Here is a 23,223-nt window from a genome sequence, read left to right on the forward strand (position 1 = left end):
CCTTAACCATCCCCTCATATGAGCGAGGCGTGGCGCGGCTTCTGAGGTATGATCGCCATCCTTGACCAGCTAATACCCAACAGACTATCCCCATGTTTAACCACGAACTAATCCTCAACCACATCGACGATATATTTGGACAGGACATGCATGCCAAGCGTGTTCTTTCCCTCGCCAATGCTACCCTCGGGGTTATCGAGTCAGGTTCACTGGCCATCCACGCCATCGGTAGTGGCCTCTCCTTGGCCAACGGTCTCGAACGTAAACATGCGGTTAAACAGGTGGATCGCCTGCTCACTAACACCAAGCTCAATGTCTGGAGCCTCTTTGACGATTGGGTGCCCTATGTGGTCGGTGAACGTACCGAGATCGTAGTCTCCATGGACTGGACCGAATTCGATGCCGATGATCACAGTACCTTGGTTATCAGCCTGCAAACCAACCACGGTCGCAGTACTCCGCTGCTGTGGAAAACCCATCGGAAATCGTTGCTCAAAGGGCAACGCAATGCCCATGAGAAAGAGCTGCTCACCAAGCTCAAGCAGACGTTGCCAGAGGGTATCTTCGTGACGGTAGTAGCTGACCGCGGCTTTGGTTACATGGAGCTGTTCGAACGCCTGGAGCAAGAGCTAGGCTTTGCTTATCTCATTAGATTTAAAGGAAATGTTTTGGTTGGTTACCCTGGTGTAGAGCAGGTTCCAGCTCGGGACTGGCTAACGCCGACCGGGCGCACCCGAACCCTCAAAGCGGTGGAGATAACTGGGCAGCGACAGCCTGTCGAACGGGTCTATTGTTGTCATAAGAGTGGCATGAAAGACGCGTGGTTTCTGGCCAGTAACCGGACCGACCTGAGCGCCGCCAAGGCGTTGCAACTATACGGCCAGCGCTGGGGTATCGAGACCAGTTTTCGTGATATCAAAGATTACAAATTCGGCATGGGTATGGGAGATGTGCACATCAGTAATCCGGTCCGGCGCGACCGACTGTTTTTATTCAGTGCCCTGGCCATCGTCTTGCTGACGCTGCTGGGTAAGGCTGGAGACAGTGTCGGTCTAGAGAGAACGATCAAGGTCAATACCAGCAAGAGCCGAACCTATTCGTTCTTTCGGCAAGGGGTCATCTATTACCAGTTGCTACCTAAAATGAAAGAAGCCAATGCGGTCTTGTTGATGGATAAATTTATCTACTACCTGAAGCAACACCGCTTATATACCCGCACACTTGGAATTATTTGAGTCTCTAAAAATGAGGGGATCTCTGAGGTTCTTCTCCTATTGCCTTCCCAAGAAACGGTACAACGATGTTGATGATCACAACAAATACGAAATAGAAAGGGAGCCGGTTAGGCTCCCTTTGGTACGCTGATATCATTATGGCTGAGGCGGATACGCAGCCGTATCATTCACGGCCAAGGGCATTTGGCCAGTGCGCCCCTTATCGATTGGTCGCGGCCTTCATCCCTTCCGCAAACTCTTTCAGACGGGTGAGCATATGCTCCGGGTTCTTGTGGTGGGTCTCGATGATCTTCACCACGGCGGAGCCGGAGATGGCACCGGCGGCACCGGCGGCAATGGCTTCACGCACCTGAGCCGGTTCACTGATGCCAAAGCCGAGCAGGGCGGGGGGGGCCTTGAACTCGCGCAGGGTGTTGATGAGGCCATCCACCGGCATGCCGGCCTTGGTCTCGGCACCGGTCACACCGGCGCGGCTCACCAGATAGGTGTAACCGCTGCCAAGTTCCGCCACCTGTTTCAGGGTCTCGGCGTCGCCGTTGGGCGGGGCGATAAAGATGCTGTCGATACCGAACTTGTCGGCCGCCGCCTTGTAGGGGGCGCACATCTGCACCGGCACGTCGGCGACCAGCACCGAATCCACGCCCGCCTGCTGGCACTTCTCGTAGAAGCCGTCGATGTGTCGCACATAGACGAGGTTGGCGTAGACCAGCAGGCCAATGGGGAGCTGCGGGTACTTGGCACGGATGCGGGTGAGCAGGCCGAAGCAGTCGTCCGGGGTGGTGTGGCTGGCAAAGGCACGCAGGGCGGCACCCTGTATGGTGGGGCCGTCCGCCACCGGATCGGAGAAGGGAATGCCGAGCTCCAGGGCGTCGGCGCCCCCTTCGACCAGGGCATCGACGATGGCCAGGGACAATTCGGGGGTGGGATCACCCAGCATCACGAAGGGCACGAAGGCGCCCTGATTGGCCTTGTCCAGACGGGAGAAGAGTTGTGCGTAACGGTTCATGACAAGGTTCCTTCTTTCTCGAAAATGTCGGCAACGGTGAAGATGTCTTTGTCGCCACGGCCGGAGAGGTTGACGATGAGCACCTGCTCTTTTTCCGGTTCACTGCGTGCCATCTTGAGGGCGTGGGCCAGGGCATGGGAGGACTCCAGCGCCGGTATGATCCCTTCTGATTTGGCCAGCTCCTGGAAGGCGTCCAGCGCCTCCTTGTCGGTGACGGAGACATACTCGGCGCGGCCGATGGAGGCCAGGTGGGCGTGCTGGGGGCCGACGGAGGGGAAGTCCAGCCCCGCCGAGACGGAGTAGGACTCCTGAATCTGCCCCTGCTTGTCCTGCATCAGGTAGGAGTGCATGCCAAAGAAGACCCCCTTGCTGCCGTGACCGAGCGGTGCACCGTGCTCGCCGCTCTCGATGCCGTGACCACCGGGCTCGACCCCGATAAGGCGCACCGACGGCTCATCGATGAAGTCGGCAAACATGCCGATGGCATTGGAGCCGCCGCCGACGCAGGCGATCACGGCGTCGGGCAGGCGCTCCTCCTTCTCGAAGCACTGGGCCTTGGCCTCTTCCCCGATCATCTTCTGGAACTCCCGCACGATTGTGGGGAAGGGGTGGGGGCCGGCGGCGGTGCCGAGCAGGTAGTGGGCGCTGTCGTAGTTGGCAGCCCAGTCACGCAGCGCCTCGTTGCAGGCATCCTTCAGGGTGGATGAGCCGGAGTGCACAGGTATCACTGTGGCCCCCATCAACTTCATGCGAAACACGTTCGGCTTCTGGCGCTCGCAATCCTTGGCCCCCATATAGACCCGGCACTTGAGGCCGAGCAGGGCGCAGGCCAGGGCAGTGGCGACGCCGTGCTGGCCGGCGCCGGTCTCGGCGATGATCTCGCTCTTGCCCATGCGCTTGGCGAGCAGGGCCTGGCCCAGCACCTGGTTGGTCTTGTGGGCGCCGCCGTGCAGCAGATCTTCACGCTTGAGGTAAAGCCGGGTCTTGGTTCCCTTGGTCAGATTGCGGGTGAGAGTCAAGGGCGTCGGGCGCCCGGCATACTCGGTCAAGAGTTCCCCAAACTCGGCAACGAAGGCCGGGTCATCCTTGGCATCGACGAAGGCCTTCTCCAGCTGGAGCAGGGCGGGGATGAGGATCTGGGGTACATACATACCACCAAATTCACCGAAAAACGGATTGAGCAGGGTCATACATTATTCCTTGTGCTTATAGGCAAACGCAGTTCATTAATTTGGTACATGTCACTAGAGGGTTCGCAGAGCGGCAAAGGCCGCCGCCATCTTGTGCGCATCCTTCTGGCCCGGGGCACTCTCCACCCCGGAGTTGAAATCGAGGCCCACACAGCCCACCTGGGCGGCCTGCAGGGCGTTGTCGGGGTTGAGCCCCCCCGCCAGCATCAGCCTGGCTTTATCGAGATTGGCCAGCAGGGCCCAGTCGAACGCCTGGCCGGTGCCGCCACTCTGGCTGCCCACTTTCGTATCCAGCAGCAGGCGATCCACCTGGTAGTCGAGGGCGGGCAGGGGCTCGCCACTTGTGACTCCAACCGCTTTCCAGATCTGGCAGCCTGCCGGCAGCAGCGCGCGCAGTGCCTCGACATAGGCGGCATCTTCATCCCCGTGCAGTTGCACGGCGGCGAGCCCCAGCGCATCCACCGTCTTGGCGATGGTGGCGGGCTGGGCATTGCGAAACACCCCGACGTAAGAGAGCGGCGCACCCGCCATCACGGCGCGGGCGGCGGGAATGTCCACGTAGCGCGGGCTTTTCGCCACAAAGATAAGGCCGCCGAACACGGCGCCCGCCTGATGGGCGGCGGCGGCGTGCTCGGGACGAGTCAGGCCGCACACCTTGTTCTGGCCGAGCACGAGCTTGCGCACCGCGGCCTCCAGATCCGGCTCCGCCATGAGGGAAGAGCCCACCAGGAAGCCCTTGGCGTGGTGGCGCAGGGCCGCCACCTGGGCGCGGTGGTTGATGCCGGATTCGCTGATCACCACCCGATCCCCCGGGATCCTGGCCGCCAGCTGCCGGGTGCGGGCGAGATCGACGCTCAAATCCCGCAGATCCCGGTTGTTGATGCCAATCACCGGGGCGCCGAGGTCGATGGCGCGGGTCAGCTCCTCCTCGTTGCTCACCTCGGTGAGCACTCCGAGGCCCAATTCTTTCGCCACTTTGAACAGGGCGCGATACCCCTCGTCGGTGAGCACGGAGAGCATCAGGAGGATGGCGTCCGCCTGATAGTGGCGGGCCAGATAGACCTGATAGGGGTCAATCATGAAGTCCTTGCAGAGCACCGGCTGCTGGACGCGGCCCCGTACCCGGGGCAGGAAGGCGAAATCCCCCTGGAAGAACTTCTCGTCCGTCAGCACCGAGATGGCGGTGGCGTAGTGGCCATAGATGTCGGCGATGGCCTCCGGGCTGAAGTCGTTGCGGATCAAGCCCTTGGAGGGGGAGGCCTTCTTGCACTCCAGAATGAAGCGGGTGGAGCCTTGGCGCAGATCCCCCTCGAAGTCCCGATCGCTCGGGGTCAGCGCGTCCTGGAAGCTCGCCAGGGGCTGGCTCTCCTTGCGGGCGGCGACCCACTCCTGCTTGGCCGCCACGATCTTGCCGAGAATGGTCTGGCTGATGGAGGCCATGTTCAGAAAGGCGTGGGGAGCAATGACATCTGACATCTCGTTATCCTTGCGAAGCTGGCTGTTGCCCGTCGGGCGTTCTGGGTGAGTGCCCCTGGGGCACGCTGTGGTGGTGGCTGACATCATGCCTCCTGATGGCTCAGGGTGGCGAGATCCCGGGCGAGGAGGGCGGCCTGGCCGCTTGCCAGCACCGCCAGCACCCGGGCGGCGGCCTGCCGAAAGTCCGGGGCCTCGCCCGCCATGACCAGGAGCGGCGCCACGTTGGCGGCGATGGCGGCGTTGTGGGCCGGGCTGCCGCGCCCTTCCAGGATGGCGGCGGTGATGGCGCGGTTCTCCTCGGGCTCACCGCCCTGGATGGCGCTGACCGGGTAGGTGTCGAGGCCAAAGTCCGCCGGGGTGAGCAAGTACTCGCGAATTTCGCCGTCGCGGATCTCCGCCACCTGGGTCGGGCCGTGGATGGCAATCTCGTCGAGACCGGCGCCGTGCACCACCATACCGGTTTTCAGGCCGAGTGCCAGCAGGGTTTCGGCGATAGGGCGCACCAGCTCGGGGGCATAGACCCCCATCAGCTGGAAGCTGGGACGAGCGGGGTTGATGAGCGGCCCCAGCACGTTGAACAGGGTGCGGGTCTTGAGGGCCTGGCGCACCGGCATGGCATGGCGCACCCCGGCGTGGTACTGGGGGGCGAACAGGAAGCAGACCCCGAGCTCGTCCAGGCAGCGGCGGGCCTGGGTCGGGCTCATGTCGAGCTTGATGCCCATTTTATCGAGCAGATCGCTCGACCCCGACTTGCTCGAGACCGAGCGGTTGCCGTGCTTGGCCACTTTCAGGCCGCAGGCGGCGGCCACCAGGGCCGAGGTGGTGGAGACGTTGATGGTGTTGAGGCCGTCCCCTCCGGTGCCGACGATGTCGCAGAAGGCATAGTCCGGGCGCGGGAAGTCGCGGGCTTCGGCCAACAGCGCCTCGGCGGCGCCGGCGATCTCCTCCGGGGTCTCCCCCTTGATCTTGAGAGCGGTCAAAAGGCTCGCGAGCACGATGGGATCCACTTCACCACGAACCACCTGGCCGAAGGCGTCGCGGGCGGCGTCGCGGGTGAGAGACTGACCCTGATAGAGGGTGTTGAGATGTTGATGCATGGTCTCTTCCTTACCGCACGTGGCTTTCTGGACGGGTGACATGGGCGAGGGCCTGGGTGAGCAGGCGGGCCCCTTCGCTGGTCATGATGGATTCCGGGTGGAACTGGAAGCCCAGCACCCGCTCGTCACGCTGCTCGATGGCCATGGGCATGCCCTGATAGTGGGCAATCACCTGCAACTCTTGTGGCACATAGGTGGCCACCAGGGAGTGGTAGCGGGCCACCGGCAAGGGGCTCGGCAGCCCCGCGAAGGCGCCATGGCCGTTGTGCTCGATGAGGGAGCGCTTGCCGTGGACGATTTCCCCCGCCGCCCCGACGGTGCCGCCGTAGGCTTCGCACAGGGCCTGATGACCGAGGCAGATGCCGAGGATGGGCACCCGGCCCCGGGCCAGCTTGATGAGGTCGATGAGGCAGCCCGCCTCATGGGGGGCGCCCGGCCCCGGGGAGAGCACCAGCACGGCGTCCCCTTCGCAGGCGTCGATCTCCTGCATGATGCGGCTCGCCGGCAGGCTGTTGCGGTAGATGCGCACCGGGTAGCCCAGGGTGCGGAACTGGTCGACGAGGTTGTAGGTAAATGAATCGAAGTTGTCGAGCAGGAAGATGTTAGTCATGGCTCACGTCCTTGTGTTGTTCCTGCTGGGCGCTGAGGGCCTGCAGGGAGGTGCCATGGCTGGCAGCGATGGCGGCCAGCACGGCCGCCGCCTTGGCGCGGGTCTCGTCCGCCTCGGCCTGGGGTTTGGAGTCATAGACCACCCCGGCGCCGGCCTGGACATGGGCGACCCCCTCTTTCACGAAGGCGGAGCGGATGACGATGCAGGTGTCCATTTCCCCTGCGCCGTTCAGGTAACCCACGGCGCCGCCGTAGCTGCCGCGACGCTTGCCTTCCACCATGCGGATAAGCTCGCTGGCGCGCAGCTTGGGGGCACCGGTCAGGGTGCCCATGTTCATGCAGGCCTGGTAGGCGTGCAGGGCGTCAAGGTCGGCGCGAAGGGTGCCCACCACCCGGGAGACCAGGTGCATGACGTGGCTGTAGCGATCCACTTTCAGCAGATCCTTGACGTAGCGGGTACCGGGGGCGGAGATGCGGGCGATGTCGTTGCGGCCCAGATCCACCAGCATCAGGTGCTCGGCCACCTCTTTCTCGTCCTGACGCAGCTCCAGCTCGATGCGGCCGTCCAGATCCAGGTTGATGCTGCCGTCCGGGTTGAGGCCGCGGCGGCGGGTACCGGCGATGGGGTACATCTCCACCTGGCGGCTGTTGGCGCAGAACTTGACTGCGCTCTCGGGGGAGGCGCCAAACAGGGTGAAGCCCTCGTCCTGCACGTAGAACATGTAGGGGCTGGGGTTGGTCTGCTTGAGGCGGCGATAGGCGGCGACGGGATCCGGGCAGGGGAGGGAGAAGCTGCGGGACGGCACCACCTGGAAGATGTCACCACGGCGGATGAAGCCCTTGAGCTTCTCGACCTCGGCGCAGAACTGCTTGTCCCCCTTGTCGACGGCCAGGGCGCCGGTCAGCGGCGCCGTGCCCTGTGGCGCAGGCAGCGGCTGCTGACAGGCCTGTTTGAAGGACTCGAGGCGAGCGGTCAGGCGGGCGTAGCGCGCGTCCAGCTGCTCATCCTCTTCGCCGCCGAACAGGCAGGCCAGCAACTGGGTACTCTGCTTGATGTGGTCGATGGTGATCAGGGTCTCGGCCACATAGAAGCAGTAGTCAGGGCAGTCGTTGCTCCCCTCTGGCACCTCGGGCAAGTCTTCAAAGGAGGCGATGAGGTCGTAGGCGAAGCTGCCCGCCATGAAGAGGGCCTCTTTGCCCTGCTGGCATTGCAGCTCCCGCTGCAGGGTGCGCAGCACGTCCAGCACGCTGCTGCCCTTGAGGCGGCTGTCTTCGTCAAGCTCCCGATCGGACGCCGGGAAGTCGAGGTGCAGCTCGTCCGCCACCCGGGTCTGGGTGATGACGGCGGGCAGGCGCTGCTCCAGCAGGCGCAGCAGGGCGGCGCCGTTGTCGCCGAGGGGGCGCACCTGCACGGCGCGGCCGCGGCACTCGATGCGCAGGCAGGCATCCACCAGCAGCAGGCTCTGGGTACCGGCCTTGGAGTCGATCTCCACCGATTCGAGCAGCAGGTTGTTGGGTCTGTCCTGGCAGAGTCGGGTATAGAGTGCCAGGGGGTCTGTCACATAGGGGGCATTGAGCCGGATGGTATCGAATTCGCCCAGGGGCAAACGGGTCTTGTTGCCTGTCATAATGCCTTCCCTTGCATGTGTTGTGTGTCACCGATGGTCATGGCGCTGTCTCTCTTGAAAATGGGTCGGGTTCGGGTCACGTCAGCGAGTTCGCCATCGCCATGTCAGTGTGCTTCTCTGAATTGTCGGTTTCATCACAGGTCCATTTGCCGGATAATAAAAAAGCCCGCTGGGGTCAGCGGGCTTTTTCTTTGGGTTCTTAACTTGCTGTCAGATTACAGGTACAGCAACGACCACACGCCCGCATGTCAGGGAGTGTGCCACCACCAGATGGTCAGGATGGAAGTCGCTTGCATGAGATTGAGTCCTGTAAAAAGATGTTTGCAATGAAGTGCCTACAGAAAACGATAAAGCCGCGGCCAAGTCAAGTCGCTTTTTTGCCGGCCTTTTCCAGGCAGGTCCCAAACAAGAGCGAAACACGCCGATGAGATTCGATCTGCATTGCCACACCACCGCCTCGGACGGGGTGCTGAGCCCCGCCGACCTGGTGCGCCGCGCCGCCGAAAAAGGGGTGGAGGTGTTAGCGGTCACTGACCACGATACCCTCGACGGGCTTGAGGAGGTGCGCCAGACCATCTCGGCCGACCAGTTGCCACTGCGCCTGGTGAGCGGGGTGGAGATCTCCACCGGGTGGGAGCATCACGAGATCCACATCGTGGCCCTCGGGGTGGACGAGAAAAATCCCCAGTTGCTCGCCTTTCTGGCAGGGCAGCGGGCTCGCCGGGAGGCGCGCGCCGAGGAGATCGGGCGTCGTCTGGAGAAGTGCCTCATCCCGGGCACCTATGAAGAGGCCAAGCAGCTCGCCGGTGACGCCGCCGTGACCCGGGCCCACTTTGCCCGGGTGCTGGTGGCGCGCGGGGTGGCCGACAATATGCAGAAGGTGTTCAAGAAGTACCTGAGCCGGGGCAACAAGGGCTATGTGCCCGCCGAGTGGCCCGGGATGGGGGAGGCCATCGAGGCCATCCACGCCGCAGGCGGGCTGGCGGTGCTGGCCCACCCGAGCCGCTACAATCTCACCGCCAAGTGGATCAAGCGGCTGCTGGTGGCCTTCAAGGCCGTCGGGGGGGATGCCATGGAGGTCTCCCTGCCCCAGCAGAGCCCACAGGAGCGGGCGAATCTCGGCCAGTGGGCCAGGGAGCACGATCTCTATATTTCGGTGGGGTCCGATTTTCACTTCCCCTCCAACTGGACCGAGCTTGGCCGCCACCTCTGGCTCCCCAAGGAGGGGATGCCGCTGTGGCTGGGTCACCCCGGTCATTTCGGGCTCACCCCCGAGGAGCATGCGGGCCTGCTGGCCAGCCGCTGAGCGCCCCGGGCCGGCATCTTTGATGCAGGCGAGTCTGCGTCAAACAGGTTAAGGTAGTGTCATGGGCCAAGGGGCCCTTGACCATGAAGCGGGCAACGAGCGTGCCCCCTATCGCGAGAAGAGCATATGAGTCAGCATTTTTACGTACATCCCGACAATCCCCAGGTTCGTCTCATCAGCCAGGCGGTGCAGATCCTGCAAAACGGCGGCGTCATCGTCTATCCCACCGACTCCGGCTACGCCCTGGGCTGCCAGATGGGCAACAAGGATGCCCTGGAGCGCATCTGCCGCATCCGTCGCATCGAGCCGAACCACGACTTCACCCTGGTGTGTCGGGATCTTTCGGAGATCTCCACTTACGCCAAGGTGGACAACACCGCCTTCCGGCTGGTCAAGAACAACACCCCCGGACCCTACACCTTCATCTTCAAAGCCACCAAGGAGGTGCCGCGTCGCCTCATGAACGAGAAGAAGAAGACCATCGGCATCCGGGTCCCGGCCAACAACATCGCGCTGGCCTTGCTCGAGGCCCTTGGTGAACCGCTGCTCTCCACCACTCTGATCCTGCCGGGCTCCGAGATGGCGGAGTTCGACCCCGAGGAGATTGCCGACAAGCTCGGCAAGCAGCTGGATCTGGTGGTCAACGGCGGGTATCTGGGCGAGCAGCCCACCACTGTGGTGGACTTCTCCGACGACGAGCCCGTGCTGCGTCGCCGCGGTGCCGGGGATCCGACGCCGTTTGAGTGATCTTGCCGACCCCGTGCCCGCGCTGACAACCCCCGCGGGCACGACGGGGGAGGCTTCCCTTCCCCCGCCCATCGCCACCGTGCTGGGGCAGCCCTACCATGAGCTGCCCCAGGACTTGTTCATCCCCCCCGATGCGCTTGAGGTGTTTCTCGACACCTTCGAGGGGCCGCTGGATCTCTTGCTCTACCTCATCCGGCGCCAGCAGCTCGACATCCTCAACCTGCCCATCCTGCAGATCACCGCCCAGTACATGGAGTACGTGGATCTGATGCAGGGGCTCAACCTCGAGCTGGCGGCGGAATACCTGCTGATGGCGGCCTGGCTCGCGGAGATAAAGTCCCGCCTGCTGCTGCCCAAGGCCCCGGAGCTGGAAGACGAGGAGGAGGGAGAAGACCCTCGCGTCACCCTCATTCGTCGCCTGCAGGAGTACGAGCGCTACAAGCTGGGGGCGGAGCGGGTCAATGCCCTGCCGAGGGTGGAGCGGGAGATCTTCGTCGCCGCCGCCATGGCGCCGGATTTTGGTGCCTTGAAGCCATTGGCGCCCGATGTTTCTCTGGTTGAACTCGCCCTTTACATGCAAAGTGTGGTAAAACGCGCGACTCATTTTGAACATCACCAGATCCGCCGCGAGCAGATCCCGACCCGGGTACGGATGGCGGAGATCCTCGCCATGCTCTCCCTGGGCCAGACCCTGCGCCTGGAGCAGGTGTTGCGGGCCGAGGAGGGGCGCATGGGGGTGCTGGTGACCTTCCTGGCCCTGCTGGAGCTGTGCAAGGAACAATTGATCTGGATCTTGCAGGCGGAGCCTCTGGGGCCCATCCATTTTGCCCTGGCCAGTCAGGGGAAAGGGGAGGAGCATGAGCATCTACACTGAGCGAGGGGCTGCGCCAGGGGCGTGGACCCGGGAGGTCCACCGTGGCGCTGCCTGCTGAACGATTGAAGACCCTGATCGAGGCGGCGATCTTCGTGGCGGGCCGTCCTCTCACGGTGAGCGAAATCAAGGGCAGCGTGCTCTCGGACTACCCGGTCACCGGCCGCTATGTCCAGCTGCTGCTGGCAGAGCTCAGACAGGATTACAGCGAGCGGGGGGTCGAGCTCAAAGAGGTGGCCTCCGGCTGGCGTTTCCAGGCCCGCCAGGAGTATGCCGAGGAGCTGTCGCGCCTGTGGAGCGAGCGAGCTCCCCGTTATTCCCGCGCCGTGATGGAGACGCTGACGCTGATTGCCTATCGTCAACCCATCACCCGGGCGGAGATAGAAGCCATCCGCGGGGTGGCGGTGTCGAGCCAGATCGTCAACACCCTCAAGGAGCGTGGCTGGGTGCGCAGCATCGGCCACAAGGAGGTGGCGGGTCGCCCCGAGCTGCTCGCCACCACCCGTGAATTTCTGGACTATTTCAACCTGCAGAGTCTGGAGCAGCTCCCCGAGCTGGATCCCGAGCTGCAGGCCCCCTTGTCGCTCATGCCGGGCGAGGGCGGTGACGGTCAGCCTCTGGCAGGCCGTGCTGAGCATGAACATGGTGGGGAGACCAACGGGGCCTTCCCACAAGAGCCAAGGTTGTCCGCGATGTCGGCGGGCAGCGATCAACAATCAGGTAAACCCGATGAGTGAAAAACTGCAAAAAGTATTGGCCCGCGCGGGTCAAGGCTCCCGTCGTGAGATGGAGGCCCTGATCACCGCAGGTCGGGTCAGCGTGGATGGCAAGGTCGCCACGCTGGGGGATCGCGTCGAAGTGAACGCCGTGATCCGGGTGGATGGCCACCAGGTCAAGACCCGCGCCGCAGAGGAAGTGATCTGCCGCGTGCTGGCCTACCACAAGCCCGAAGGGGAGATGTGTACCCGCCACGATCCGGAAGGACGTCCCACCGTGTTTGATCGTCTGCCCAAGATGGATGGCGCCCGCTGGATTGCGGTGGGTCGCCTCGACGTCAACACCTCAGGTCTCTTGCTGTTCACCACCGACGGCGAGCTGGCGAACCGCCTGATGCACCCGAGCCACGAAGTGGAGCGGGAATACGCGGTGCGCGTCTTTGGCGAGATCACCGAAGCCATGCTGCAGCGCCTGCGCAAGGGCGTGCAGCTGGAAGACGGCATGGCCAAGTTCAACAAGATCAAGCCCGCCGGTGGCGAGGGTCTGAACCAGTGGTTCAACGTCACCCTGACCGAGGGCCGCAACCGGGAAGTGCGCCGCCTGTGGGAGTCCCAGGAAGTGCAGGTGAGCCGCCTGATGCGTATCCGCTACGGCGACGTCACCCTGGATCGCGGCATCCCCCGCGGCGGCTGGCAGGAGCTGAAACTCCCCGAGGTGAACTACCTGCGCGGCCTGGTCAACCTGCCCAACGAGACCGAATCCAAGGTCGACCTGCAGCAGGATGGCAAGAGCACCCGCCACAAGCAGGCCGCCCAGATCCGTCGCGCCGTCAAGCGCCACAAGGAGATGCAGGGCAAGGAGCCGCGCGCTCGCAGCACCACCGCCCGTCGCAAGCCGCAAGCCTCGACCCGCAACTCCGGCACCGGCAGCAAGTAAGCCGCCACCACGGGCCGCTCGCCCCGGAGACGCCACAAGCCCGCCCCCCAAGGTGCGGGCTTTTTTGTGTTCCGGAGATGTTCCCGGCCTGGTACGACAAAGAGGGCGGCGCAGGGGGCTTTTTCATTTCTTTTACTAATGCATTTTTGTTTTCATCAATTTCTCTTTCTTTTTTTCGACCCTGCCGAGGGAGCTGTTGCCCTGTCGGGACGGGCTTGTTAGCCTTTCGCGCACAAAGACAGGAGAAACCAATGAGCAAGGTACTGGATGAGCTGCTGGCGTTGCTGGCGCTCGAAAAGATCGAGGAGGGCCTGTTTCGGGGCCAGAGCCAGGATCTCGGGTTGCGATCCGTGTTTGGCGGACAGGTGATGGGGCAGGCCTTGTCAGCCGCCAAGCAGACGGTGGCAAGCGACCGCCAGGTCCATAGTTTCCACTCCTACTTCCTGCGCCCCGGGGATGCCAACAAGCCCATCGTCTACGACGTGGAGAACATCCGCGACGGCCAGACCGTCTCCACCCGCCGGGTCAAGGCCATCCAGAATGGCAAGCCCATCTTCTACCTCAACGCCTCCTTCCAGGTGGAGGCCGAGGGTTTCGAGCACCAGGCGAAGATGCCGGGCGGCATCACGCCCCCCGAGCAGCTCAAGAGCGAGCTGGAGCTGGTGCGTCCCTACGAGCAGATGATCCCGGCGGCCCTGCGGGACAAGATCCTGTGCGAGAAGCCCATCGAAATTCGCCCCGTGACCCTGGTGGACCCCATTCGCCCGGATGTCCACGAGCCCCTTCGCTACACCTGGTTCAAGGCCAATGGCCCGGTGCCGGACGATCAGCGGGTCCACAACTACCTGCTGGCCTATGCCTCCGACTTCCACTTCCTGTTCGCCGCCCTGCAGCCCCACGGGGTCTCCTACTGGGAGCCGGACATGCAGGTGGCCACCATCGATCACTCCATGTGGTTCCACCGGGAGTTCCGGCTGGACGACTGGCTGCTCTACGTGGTGGACAGCCCGAGCGCCAGCGGCGGTCGGGGTCTGGTATGCGGCCAGTTCTTCACCCGGGATGGGGTATTGGTGGCGAGCACCATGCAGGAAGGGGTGATCCGTCGCCGGGGCTGAGACGCCCCCTTGCGCCAACGAAAAACGGGAGCCGATGGCTCCCGTTTTTTATTGCCTACGCTATCAGGCTGCGTCCTGCTCGGTGCTGAGCCCTGGCTCGCCACTTTGGGCGAAACGATCGGCCCACAGGGCGATGACGCCGTCACCGGTGACGTTGCAGGCGGTGCCGAAGCTGTCCTGGGCCAGGTAGAGGGCGATCATCAGGGCGATGGAGGCCTCACCGAAGCCGAGCATGGAGGTAAGCAGGCCGAGCGCGGACATGACACCGCCACCCGGTGCGCCCGGCGCGGCAATCATGATGACGCCCAGCATCATGATGAAGGGCACCATGGTGCCGTAGCCCGGAATGGCCAGGTGTTCGGAGAGGAACATCACCGCCGTGGCGCAGGTCACCAGGGTGATGGTGGAGCCGCACAGGTGGATGGTGGCGCACAGGGGCACGGTGAAGTTGGCGATGCCGTCGCTCACGCCGTTGCGCTTGCTGGCTTGCAGGGCCACCGGAATGGTGGCGGCGCTGGACATGGTGCCAAGGGCGGTGAAGTAGGCGGGCAGCATGTTCTTGATGAGCATGACGGGGGAGCGCCCCTGGGCGAGGCCAGTGCCGACGAACAGGACGCAGAGCCAGATCCAGTGCATGACGATGGCCATCACCAGCACCACTCCGAAGGTCTTGAGGGTGGCGAAGACGGTGCCTTCCACCGTCATCTCGACGAAGACGCCGGCGATGTAGAAGGGGAGCAGGGGAATGATCACGCGTGCCAGCAGGCGGTCGATGATGTCACGGCCCTGATCGGCGACCCGGCGCAGGTCGGTGGCCTGGGTGGCGCTGATGCCGATGCCGAACACGAAGGCGGCGGCCAGGGTCGACATCACCCCGAACAGGGGCGGGATCTCGAGATTGATGTAGGAAGCGAGCTTGGTGGCTGCCTCGGCGGTGGGTTCGGCGGCCGTGGTCAGGTGCGGGATCAGGTGGCTCGCCACGGTGAAGGCGAACAGGCCCGCCAGTATGGTGGAGCAGTAGGAGAGCCCCACCGTCTTGCCCAGCAGCTTGCCGGAGTTCTTCGGCAGGCTGGCGATGCCGCTCATGATGAAGAAGAGGATGATGAGCGGGATGGTGAAGGTGATGAGCTGGCCTATCACCGTCTTGGCGGTGAACAGCACGCGGGCGACCCATTCGGGGGCATAGAGACCGAGCAGCAGGCCGGCGAGGATACCGGCAACCAGATTGAGAACGAGTTTCATGGGGGAATCCAGGTGTTGGTGTCTGATTTGTTATTTAATTTTGATTTTAATGCCGCTTTTTAACACAAACGCCGCATCTTGTCTGCTTTATGGTGGTTAACTCAGGGTTAAATATTGTTAATGGGCTGAATGCCGTGAGGTGTCACTGTCCCCGGGGGCTTTCGCGGATCAGCACCGCACCAGCAAGGCGTGCAGCCAGGGGCCGTTCACCTCATCTTCCCCCACCCAGCCATGGTGCAGGGTGAAGGGGAGGGGAGCGATCAGGCGTCGCAGCCCCGCCTCGTCGAGCCGGGTCTGCAGGGGATATTCCCCCGACCGTGGCAGCGGTTCGCCCTTCCCGTGGGGGAAGGAGGCGTAGAGGGGGCCCCCGGCCTTGAGCAGGGTGGCCAGATGACCGAGCGCCGGGACTATCTCGTGTTCGGGCAGACAGGGGAGGGAGCCGCTGGCCCAGATGCCGTCATAGGGAACGACGCTTTGCATCTGCTCGAAGCGGCAGACTCGCACCGGCTGGCCGCACAGGCGCGAGGCGGCGGCGGCCTGCGCCCGGCTCGCATCGAAGGCGGTCACGGTGAGGTCCTGCTGGCGAAAGAGGCGCAGATCCTCTCCTGCCCCGCAACCGGCCTCCAGCAGATGACGGCCGCTGCCCAGCAGGGCCAGGAAGGGGGCATGGGCGCCTGCCACGAGGGCGGGGCGAGGGGCGGCGTCGTGCGCCGGCGCGGGGGCGTGTGGCAAGGGTGTCGGGCTCATCGTGGTGGGGGGCGTTAGTCTAGCAGGTTTGCCCCCGGCTGTTGAGCATTGGCGGGGGCGGCGCGTCTTGCAGACTCAGGGGTGGCGGCGAAGGGTGGGGCTCGCGATGAGGGTGAACAGGGTATCGAGGAGAAAGTCCGACTCCTCAATCAGATCGATGCGATCCGGGAAGTGCAGCCAGTTGATGATGTAGCCGTCCAGGGTGCAGTGGAGCAGGGTGGCGGCGCGGCGCAGATCCAGCCCCTCGGGCAGTTGGCCGCGACGCACGGCATTGGCCAGGGTGATCTCCAGATCCCTGAAGAAATTCATGGATTGCAGGTGCATGTGCTCGCGCATGACGGCGGCCTCTCCCTCCATGGATTCCAGATTGAACATGATGGTGAACATCTGCTGGTGGGCGGGCTCGGTGCTGATCTTGAGCATCACCTCCTTGAGAAAGCTGCGCAGCTTGCCCAGAGGATCCGGCTCCGCCTCGTCGACGCAGGCGTCGAGCTGGTGGGAGAGGGGGGCACACAGCTCCTCCCACAGGGTGACGAACAGCTCTTCTTTATTCTTGAAGTGCCAGTAGATGGCGCCCCGGGTGAGGTCCGTCGCCTTGGCGATATCGGTCAGGCTGGTGCGTGCCAGCCCCTGTTGGCAGAAGAGATCCAGGGCCGTGCTCATGATGTTGCAGCGGGTTTGCTGCGCCTCTTCTTTGGTGCGTCTGGCCATTGACTCCGGTCCTGTTTAAAAGTGAAAAAAGTTTCTTACATACATTCATGAATGTATGTATATTGCCTCATCTTCGCCGTTTTACCAACAGGGGCCTTATAAACCCTGTGGTTTTGTCACTTCTTTTTGATTGAAACTGAGGTTCAGAGACTTGATGCATAAACATATTCTCGCACGTTCGGTCGGCCTTGCCTTGCTGGCAAGCGGCCTGCTGGCTGGCTGTGGTGACAAGGACGGGGCCCAGCAGGCCATGGGGGAGATGCCTCCCGCCGCCGTGGACGTGGTCACCCTCCATACGGCCCCCCTGCAACTGTTGTCCGAGCTCACCGGCCGCACCGCCCCCCTGCGGGTGGCCGAGGTGCGTCCCCAGGTGAACGGCATTATCCTCAAGCGCCTGTTCACCGAGGGGAGCGACGTCAAGGCCGGTCAACTGCTCTATCAGATTGATCCCGCCGTCTATCAGGCCGAAGTGGCTTCCGCCAAGGCCAACCTCGCCAAGGCCGAGGCCAACGAGCGCAGCGCCCGCCTCAAGGCCCAGCGCTACGCCGAGCTGGTGAAGGTGAAAGCCATCAGCAGCCAGGAGTATGACGACGCCGACGCGGCCTGGAAACAGCAGCTGGCCGAGATCGGGGCCGCCAAGGCGGCATTGCAGACCGCCAACATCAACCTGGCTTACACCCGCATCACGGCCCCCATCAGCGGCCGCATCGGCAAATCGGCGGTGACCGAGGGAGCCCTGGTGACCGCCCAGCAGGCGGACAGCCTCACCTCCATCTCCCAGCTCGATCCCATGTACGTGGACGTGCGCCAGTCCACCGCCGACCTGCTGCGCCTCAAGCGCCTGGTGGCCGAGGGCAAGCTGACCCAGGGGGAGAAGGACGGGGCCGGTGTCAGCTTCCAGCTGGAAGATGGCAGCCAGTATGGCGAGAAAGGAGCCCTCCAGTTCTCCGATGTGACCGTGGACGAGGCGACCGGCATGGTGACCCTGCGGGTGATCGTGCCCAACCCGGATCAACTGCTGCTGCCCGGCATGTTCATGCGCGCCACCTTGCAGGAGGGCGAGCGCCCGCAAGGCCTGCTGGTGCCCCAGACTGCCGTGACCCGTACCCCCAAGGGCGGTGCCACCGTCATGGTGGTGACGGCGGACAACAAGGTGGAACTGCGTGAAGTGCAGGTCGGCCGCATGTCCGGCGACAGCTGGGTGGTGGAGTCCGGTCTCAAGGCTGGCGAGAAGGTGATCGTCGCCGGTCTGCAGAAAGTCAAACCCGGGGTCGTGGTGGCGCCCACTGAACGTGCCGGCAACAGCGCACAACAGACCCCGGCAACCAAGCAGTAGGATGGAGTAGTCGCCTCATGGCACGTTTTTTCATAGATAGACCCATTTTCGCCTGGGTGATCGCCCTGGTGATCATGCTGGCCGGGGCCATGGCCATCATCGGCCTGCCGGTGGCCCAGTACCCGACCATCGCCCCGCCGGCGGTTGGCATCTCCGCCAGCTACCCGGGGGCCTCCGCCAAGACGGTAGAAGACTCGGTGACCCAGATCATCGAGCAGAACATGACCGGTCTGGATCACCTGCTCTACATGTCGGCGCAATCCGACTCGTCAGGGAACGTCAGCGTGACCCTCACCTTCAAGCCGGGCACGGATCCCGACATCGCCCAGGTGCAGGTGCAAAACAAGCTGCAACAGGCCATGTCGCTCCTGCCCCAAGAGGTGCAGCAACAGGGCGTGCGGGTCCAGAAGACCTCCAGCAGCTTCCTGATGGTGGCCGCCTTCATCTCCACCGATGGCGCCATGACCAACGATGACCTGGCGGACTATGTGGTAGCCAACATCAAGGAGCCCCTGAGCCGTCTGGACGGGGTCGGTGACATCACCTTGTTCGGCAGCCAGTACTCCATGCGCGTCTGGCTCGATCCCCACAAGCTCAACCGGGTGCAGATGACCCCGGCCGACATCCAGACCGCCATCAAGGCCCAGAATGCCCAGGTTGCCTTCGGCAAGCTGGGGGGGACCCCTGCGGTGAGCGATCAGCAATTTACCGCCACCATCATGGGCCAGACCCGGCTCTCCACCGTGGAGGAGTTCAACAACATCCTGCTGCGGGTGAACCAGGATGGCTCCAAGGTCCAGCTCAAGGACGTGGCCCGGGTCGAACTTGCCGGTGAAAACTACGACGCGACCGCGCTCTACAACGGCCAGGCCACTGCCGCCGTCGCCATCAAGCTGGCGACCGGTGCCAACGCCCTGGACACCGCCGAGCACGTGCGGACCAAGCTGGGTGAACTGTCGGCCTACTTCCCGGCCAACATGGAGATCGTCTATCCCTACGACACCACGCCATTCGTGAAGATCTCCATCGAGGAGGTGGTGCAGACCCTGATCGAGGCGATCTTCCTGGTGTTCTGCGTCATGTATCTGTTCTTGCAGAACTTCCGGGCAACCCTGATTCCGACCATCGCGGTGCCCGTGGTCCTGCTCGGCACCTTCGGGGTAATGGCGGCCTTCGGCTTCTCCATCAACACCCTGACCATGTTCGGTCTGGTGCTCGCCATCGGCCTCTTGGTGGATGACGCCATCGTGGTGGTGGAGAACGTGGAGCGTCTGATGAGCGAGGAGGATCTCTCCCCCCTCGAGGCGACCCGCAAGTCCATGACCCAGATCACCGGCGCCCTGGTGGGCATCGCCCTGGTGCTGTCGGCGGTGTTCGTGCCCATGGCCTTCTTCGGTGGCTCTACCGGTGCCATCTATCGCCAGTTCTCCCTCACCATCGTCTCGGCCATGGTGCTCTCGGTGCTGGTGGCCCTGATCCTGACCCCGGCCCTGTGCGCCACCCTGCTCAAACCCATGAAGCACGGTGAATTCGGCGCCCAGCGCGGTTTCTTCGGCTGGTTCAACCGCTTCTTCGACACCAACGCCAACCGTTACCAGAACGGCGTGCGCAAGGTGATCAAGCAGGGCACCCGCTACGGCATCATCTATCTGGCCATGCTGGCGGTGCTGGCGGTGCTCTTCATGCGCATGCCCACCTCCTTCCTGCCGGAAGAGGATCAGGGGGTCATCATGTCCATGGTGCAGCTCCCGGTGGGGGCGACCAAGGAGCGGACCGAGGTGGTGCTCGGGGAGATGCGCGACTACTTCCTCGAGAACGAGAAGGAGAACGTGGACTCCGTGCTGACGGTGGCGGGCTTCAGCTTCGCCGGTAGCGGTCAGAACAGCGGCATGGCCTTCATCAAGCTCAAGGACTGGAGCGAGCGCAAGGGGGAAGAGCGCAGCGCCAATGCCATCATCGGCCGCGCCATGGGGTTCCTGTTCAGCATCAAGGAAGCCCAGGTCTTCGCCTTCAACCTGCCCCCCATTCCGGAACTCGGCACGGCCACCGGCTTCGACTTCTTCCTGCAGGACCGCGGCGGTCTGGGTCACGAGAAGCTGATGCAGGCGCGCAACCAGTTGCTCGGCATGGCGGCGCAGGATCCCAACCTGGTGCGGGTACGCCCGAACGGGATGGAAGACACGCCCCAGCTCGACATCAAGATCGATTACGAGAAGGCGCTGGCCCAGGGGCTCTCCATCACCGACATCAACAACACCCTGTCGGCGGCCTGGGGCTCCTCTTATGTGAACGACTTTGTCGACAGAGGCCGGGTCAAGAAGGTCTATCTGCAGGCGGATGCCCCTTTCCGGATGAACCCGGAAGATCTGAAGCTGTGGTACGTGCGCAACAGCGCGGGCCAGATGGTGCCCTTCTCCGCCTTTGCCAGCACGGAGTGGAGCTTCGGCTCGCCCCGTCTTGAGCGCTACAACGGTGTCTCCGCCATGGAGATCGTCGGTGAGGCGGCCCCGGGCAAGAGTACGGGTGATGCCATGGCGGCCATCGAGGAGATGGTCAAGCAGTTGCCGGAAGGGATCGGCATCGAGTGGACCGGCCTCTCCTTCCAGGAGCGTCAGGCAGGCTCCCAGGCGCCGGCCCTGTACGCCATCTCGCTCCTGGTGGTCTTCCTCTGTCTGGCGGCCCTCTACGAGAGCTGGAGCATTCCGTTCTCGGTCATGCTGGTGGTGCCGCTCGGGGTGCTGGGGGCCATTTTGGCCGCGACCCTGCGCGGGCTTGAGAATGACGTCTACTTCCAGGTAGGCCTGCTCACCACGATCGGGCTGTCGGCCAAGAACGCCATCCTCATCGTCGAGTTCGCCAAGGAGCTGCACGACAAGGGGATGAGGCTCGGGGATGCGGTGGTGGAGGCCTCGCGTCAGCGCCTGCGCCCCATCCTGATGACCTCGCTCGCCTTCATCCTGGGGGTACTGCCCCTGGTGATCAGCACCGGGGCGGGCGCCAGCAGCCGAAACGCCATCGGGACCGGCGTTATGGGGGGGATGATCAGTGCCACCGTGCTCGCCATCTTCTTCGTGCCGCTGTTCTTTGTGCTGGTGATGCGCTATTTCACCGAACGCAAGCATGCCGGGGAAGAGAGTGTCCACACCAAGGAGATCAACCATGACTAAGACCCTGATCGCCCTGGGCGTGACCCTGATGATGGGGGGCTGCTCCATGGCCCCCGACTACCAGCGCCCCGAGCTGCCCCAAGGCGCCTCCTGGCAAGCTGACCTGGCCGCCAAGGGGGAACTTGCCCCCTGGCGCCAGCAGTTCCAGGACCCGGCCCTTCAGACGCTGATCGGCACCGCCCTTGAGAGCAACCGGGATCTGCGCCTGGCAGCCCTCAACGTCGAGGCCTACGAGGCGAAATACCGTATCCAGCGGGCGGCCCAGTTGCCGACCCTGGCCGCCAGTGGCAGCGGCACCCGCCAGCAGGGATCCGACGATCTCAGTAGTACGGGGCAGGGCACCATCAGCAGCCAGTACGGCGCCAACATCGGCATCACCGCCTATGAGCTGGATCTGTTTGGCCGGATCCAGAGCCTGAAAGATCAGGCCCTTGAGACCTATCTGGCGCAAATCGAGACCCAGCGCAGCACCCAGATTGCGCTGGTGGCCTCGGTGGCGAATGCCTACTTCACCCTGCTGGCGGATCAGGAGTTGCTGGCCCTGAGCCAGGCGACCCTCGCCACCGAGCAGGAGAGCTATGCCCTGACCGAGCACAAATACCGCCTGGGCGCCGCCTCCGAGATGGAGCTGGCCCAGGGGCGCACGGCACTGGAAAACGCCAAGGTCAGCCAGGCGCAATACCAGCGTCTGGTGAAGCAGGACAGAAACGGTCTGGCCCTGCTGCTTGGCACCGATATCCCGGTGCTGGCGGCACAACCGGCCACCCTGGCCGAGGTGAAACTGGCGCCGATCCCGGTGGGGGCGCCCTCCAGCCTGTTGCAGCAACGCCCGGACATCCTGGCGGCGGAGCACAACCTGAAGGCGGCCAACGCCAACATAGGGGCGGCCCGTGCCGCCTTCTTCCCGACCATCTCGCTCACCGCGACGGCGGGCACCGCCAGCAACCAGCTGAGCGGTCTGTTTGACGGCGGCACCGGCACCTGGACCTTCATGCCCCAGATCAATCTGCCCATCTTCGATGGCGGCAAGCGCGTTGCGGATCTGGACGTGGCCGAGGTGGGGACCAGGCAGGCGGTGGCGAGCTACGAGAAGAGCATCCAGACCGCCTTCAAGGAGGTCGCGGATACCCTCGGTGCCCAGGCTGACTACGCGCAGCAGCTGCAGGCGCAACAGGCGCTGGTGGATGCCAATCAGACCTACTTCAGGCTGGCGGAGGTGCGTTACGAGCAAGGGGTGGACAGCTACCTGACCCGCCTCGATGCCCAGCGCTCCCTGTTCAGCGCCAAGCAGGGGCTCATCAGCACCCGGCTCGCCCAGCTGAGTAACCAGGTCGCCCTCTACAAGGCCGTCGGTGGCGGCTGGCAGGCGCCGAAGGACGCAGAGCCGGCATCAGACAAACAGGGTTGACCCCTCGGGGTTGACGTAAAAAGCATCAGGGGCGAACCACTAGGTTCGCCCCGTTTTTTTATCTGTCATGTCGAGAAGCCAAATCGAGGCAGGTGACAAAGGTATGAAAGTGCTATTCACCTGACTGTTGTCCACAAGGGAGTGGTCATATGGCTTCAAACCGGATAACAAAACGGTATCCCTACCGTGTTATCTGGAGTCACCGTTGACCTGCAACGAGAAAATAGTACGCTGTAAACTCCGCTTGTTAAAGCTCGCCAAAGATCTCAATAACGTAAGCAAAGCCTGCAAGCTGATCGGCCGAGGGCTTGCTCGACAAACTGCCCGGCTGTAAAGGGCACATCCCAACCGGGTCGCTCCCGAGATTGAACAGGCCATCCTCGATAACTCTCTCACCAATCCAACCCAGTACCCGCTGTGGTCTGCACAAAGACGTGTCTGCAAAGCATCAACGTCAGTGCGGGCGATCTGAGTGGCGTATGACAACGTCACGACCTGCTTTCCAAGCTCGGCCGCTTGTTGTGCCTCGAGAAAACCCATCGGGAGTAGACGATGGAGCTCAATGATGAATAAGTTCGCCTGCTCTAAATAACTGATCCCAATAGTGCTACACCTTCGCTGTACCATAGCCATTCCCCGGGAAAGGAGACACGGTATCCATGAAGTGTTTCACTTGGGC

General features: G+C 63.3%; 19 protein-coding genes and 1 pseudogene. 11 read left to right on the forward strand and 9 right to left on the reverse strand.

Going from position 1 to position 23,223, the window contains the following annotated elements; genetic code table 11:
• The first annotated feature begins 92 nt into the window (after positions 1–92).
• Positions 93–1,235, forward strand: coding sequence for an IS4-like element ISAs18 family transposase (locus AB5Y50_RS12385; RefSeq protein ID WP_041206084.1), 1,143 nt, complete (start codon positions 93–95; stop codon positions 1,233–1,235).
• A gap of 199 nt (positions 1,236–1,434) precedes the next feature.
• On the opposite strand, the gene trpA is transcribed toward AB5Y50_RS12385, so the two are convergent.
• From trpA to AB5Y50_RS12415, 6 genes are read right to left on the reverse strand one after another with little or no spacing between them, the layout of a single operon-like run.
• Positions 1,435–2,241, reverse strand: a complete 807-nt coding sequence (gene trpA / locus AB5Y50_RS12390; RefSeq protein ID WP_005323482.1) for a tryptophan synthase subunit alpha — start codon at positions 2,239–2,241, stop codon at positions 1,435–1,437.
• On the reverse strand, positions 2,238–3,431 hold the full coding sequence (gene trpB / locus AB5Y50_RS12395; RefSeq protein ID WP_005323481.1) for a tryptophan synthase subunit beta: 1,194 nt from the start codon (positions 3,429–3,431) through the stop codon (positions 2,238–2,240). The genes trpA and trpB overlap by 4 nt, the downstream gene beginning before the upstream one ends.
• A gap of 54 nt (positions 3,432–3,485) precedes the next feature.
• A complete protein-coding gene (gene trpCF, locus AB5Y50_RS12400; protein WP_103859107.1) occupies positions 3,486–4,991 on the reverse strand; it encodes a bifunctional indole-3-glycerol-phosphate synthase TrpC/phosphoribosylanthranilate isomerase TrpF in 1,506 nt (501 codons plus the stop codon).
• Positions 4,991–6,004, reverse strand: a complete 1,014-nt coding sequence (gene trpD, locus AB5Y50_RS12405; RefSeq protein ID WP_053288294.1) for an anthranilate phosphoribosyltransferase — start codon at positions 6,002–6,004, stop codon at positions 4,991–4,993. The genes trpCF and trpD overlap by 1 nt, the downstream gene beginning before the upstream one ends.
• 10 nt (positions 6,005–6,014) lie before the next feature.
• On the reverse strand, positions 6,015–6,614 hold the full coding sequence (locus AB5Y50_RS12410) for an aminodeoxychorismate/anthranilate synthase component II (protein ID WP_039039194.1): 600 nt from the start codon (positions 6,612–6,614) through the stop codon (positions 6,015–6,017).
• Positions 6,607–8,241 carry an anthranilate synthase component 1 gene (locus AB5Y50_RS12415; RefSeq protein WP_041213211.1) on the reverse strand — a complete coding sequence of 545 codons (1,635 nt, stop codon included), beginning with the start codon at positions 8,239–8,241 and terminating at the stop codon, positions 6,607–6,609. Before AB5Y50_RS12415 ends, AB5Y50_RS12410 begins: the two co-directional genes overlap by 8 nt.
• Positions 8,242–8,665: 424 nt before the next feature.
• On the opposite strand from AB5Y50_RS12415, the gene AB5Y50_RS12420 reads away from it, so the two are divergent.
• The 6 genes from AB5Y50_RS12420 to tesB all read left to right on the forward strand — a co-directional run bounded on the left by AB5Y50_RS12420 (position 8,666) and on the right by tesB (position 13,933).
• Complete coding sequence (locus AB5Y50_RS12420) at positions 8,666–9,547, forward strand: PHP domain-containing protein (RefSeq protein ID WP_039039192.1); 882 nt, start codon at positions 8,666–8,668, stop codon at positions 9,545–9,547.
• Positions 9,548–9,673: 126 nt separating this feature from the next.
• On the forward strand, positions 9,674–10,294 hold the full coding sequence (locus AB5Y50_RS12425) for an L-threonylcarbamoyladenylate synthase (RefSeq protein WP_010673702.1): 621 nt from the start codon (positions 9,674–9,676) through the stop codon (positions 10,292–10,294).
• A complete protein-coding gene (locus tag AB5Y50_RS12430; protein WP_010673703.1) occupies positions 10,287–11,168 on the forward strand; it encodes a ScpA family protein in 882 nt (293 codons plus the stop codon). The genes AB5Y50_RS12425 and AB5Y50_RS12430 overlap by 8 nt, the downstream gene beginning before the upstream one ends.
• Before the next feature lie 41 nt (positions 11,169–11,209).
• Complete coding sequence (gene scpB, locus AB5Y50_RS12435) at positions 11,210–11,902, forward strand: SMC-Scp complex subunit ScpB (RefSeq protein WP_041213209.1); 693 nt, start codon at positions 11,210–11,212, stop codon at positions 11,900–11,902.
• On the forward strand, positions 11,895–12,818 hold the full coding sequence (rluB, locus tag AB5Y50_RS12440) for a 23S rRNA pseudouridine(2605) synthase RluB (protein ID WP_053288297.1): 924 nt from the start codon (positions 11,895–11,897) through the stop codon (positions 12,816–12,818). The genes scpB and rluB overlap by 8 nt, the downstream gene beginning before the upstream one ends.
• A gap of 251 nt (positions 12,819–13,069) precedes the next feature.
• Complete coding sequence (gene tesB / locus AB5Y50_RS12445) at positions 13,070–13,933, forward strand: acyl-CoA thioesterase II (RefSeq protein WP_368162925.1); 864 nt, start codon at positions 13,070–13,072, stop codon at positions 13,931–13,933.
• Between the two features lie 63 nt (positions 13,934–13,996).
• Here the strand turns inward: tesB and AB5Y50_RS12450 are convergent, their stop codons facing one another.
• From AB5Y50_RS12450 to AB5Y50_RS12460, 3 genes are all read right to left on the reverse strand, one after another.
• Positions 13,997–15,175: a dicarboxylate/amino acid:cation symporter gene (locus tag AB5Y50_RS12450; protein ID WP_119197468.1), complete on the reverse strand. Its 1,179-nt coding sequence runs from the start codon at positions 15,173–15,175 to the stop codon at positions 13,997–13,999.
• A gap of 168 nt (positions 15,176–15,343) precedes the next feature.
• Entirely contained in the window at positions 15,344–15,907 is a 564-nt protein-coding gene (locus AB5Y50_RS12455; protein ID WP_246875672.1) for a bifunctional 2-polyprenyl-6-hydroxyphenol methylase/3-demethylubiquinol 3-O-methyltransferase UbiG, read from the reverse strand.
• Between the two features lie 90 nt (positions 15,908–15,997).
• Positions 15,998–16,633, reverse strand: a complete 636-nt coding sequence (locus AB5Y50_RS12460) for a TetR family transcriptional regulator (RefSeq protein WP_010673709.1) — start codon at positions 16,631–16,633, stop codon at positions 15,998–16,000.
• A gap of 154 nt (positions 16,634–16,787) precedes the next feature.
• Here AB5Y50_RS12460 and AB5Y50_RS12465 point away from each other — a divergent pair, with 154 nt between their 5' ends.
• From AB5Y50_RS12465 to AB5Y50_RS12480, 4 genes and pseudogenes are all read left to right on the forward strand, one after another.
• Positions 16,788–17,969 (forward strand): efflux RND transporter periplasmic adaptor subunit, encoded by a 1,182-nt coding sequence (locus AB5Y50_RS12465; protein ID WP_010673710.1) that lies wholly within the window; start codon positions 16,788–16,790, stop codon positions 17,967–17,969.
• Positions 17,970–17,986: 17 nt separating this feature from the next.
• Entirely contained in the window at positions 17,987–21,136 is a 3,150-nt protein-coding gene (locus tag AB5Y50_RS12470) for an efflux RND transporter permease subunit (RefSeq protein ID WP_119197469.1), read from the forward strand.
• Complete coding sequence (locus AB5Y50_RS12475) at positions 21,129–22,544, forward strand: efflux transporter outer membrane subunit (protein ID WP_043155092.1); 1,416 nt, start codon at positions 21,129–21,131, stop codon at positions 22,542–22,544. Before AB5Y50_RS12470 ends, AB5Y50_RS12475 begins: the two co-directional genes overlap by 8 nt.
• Positions 22,545–22,749: 205 nt before the next feature.
• Positions 22,750–23,090, forward strand: a pseudogene (locus tag AB5Y50_RS12480) (IS481 family transposase); the annotation flags it as partial.
• Positions 23,091–23,223 lie beyond the last annotated feature (133 nt).

The organism is Aeromonas sp. s6, from assembly GCF_040907815.1.
Classification (GTDB): Bacteria; Pseudomonadota; Gammaproteobacteria; order Enterobacterales; family Aeromonadaceae; genus Aeromonas; species Aeromonas caviae.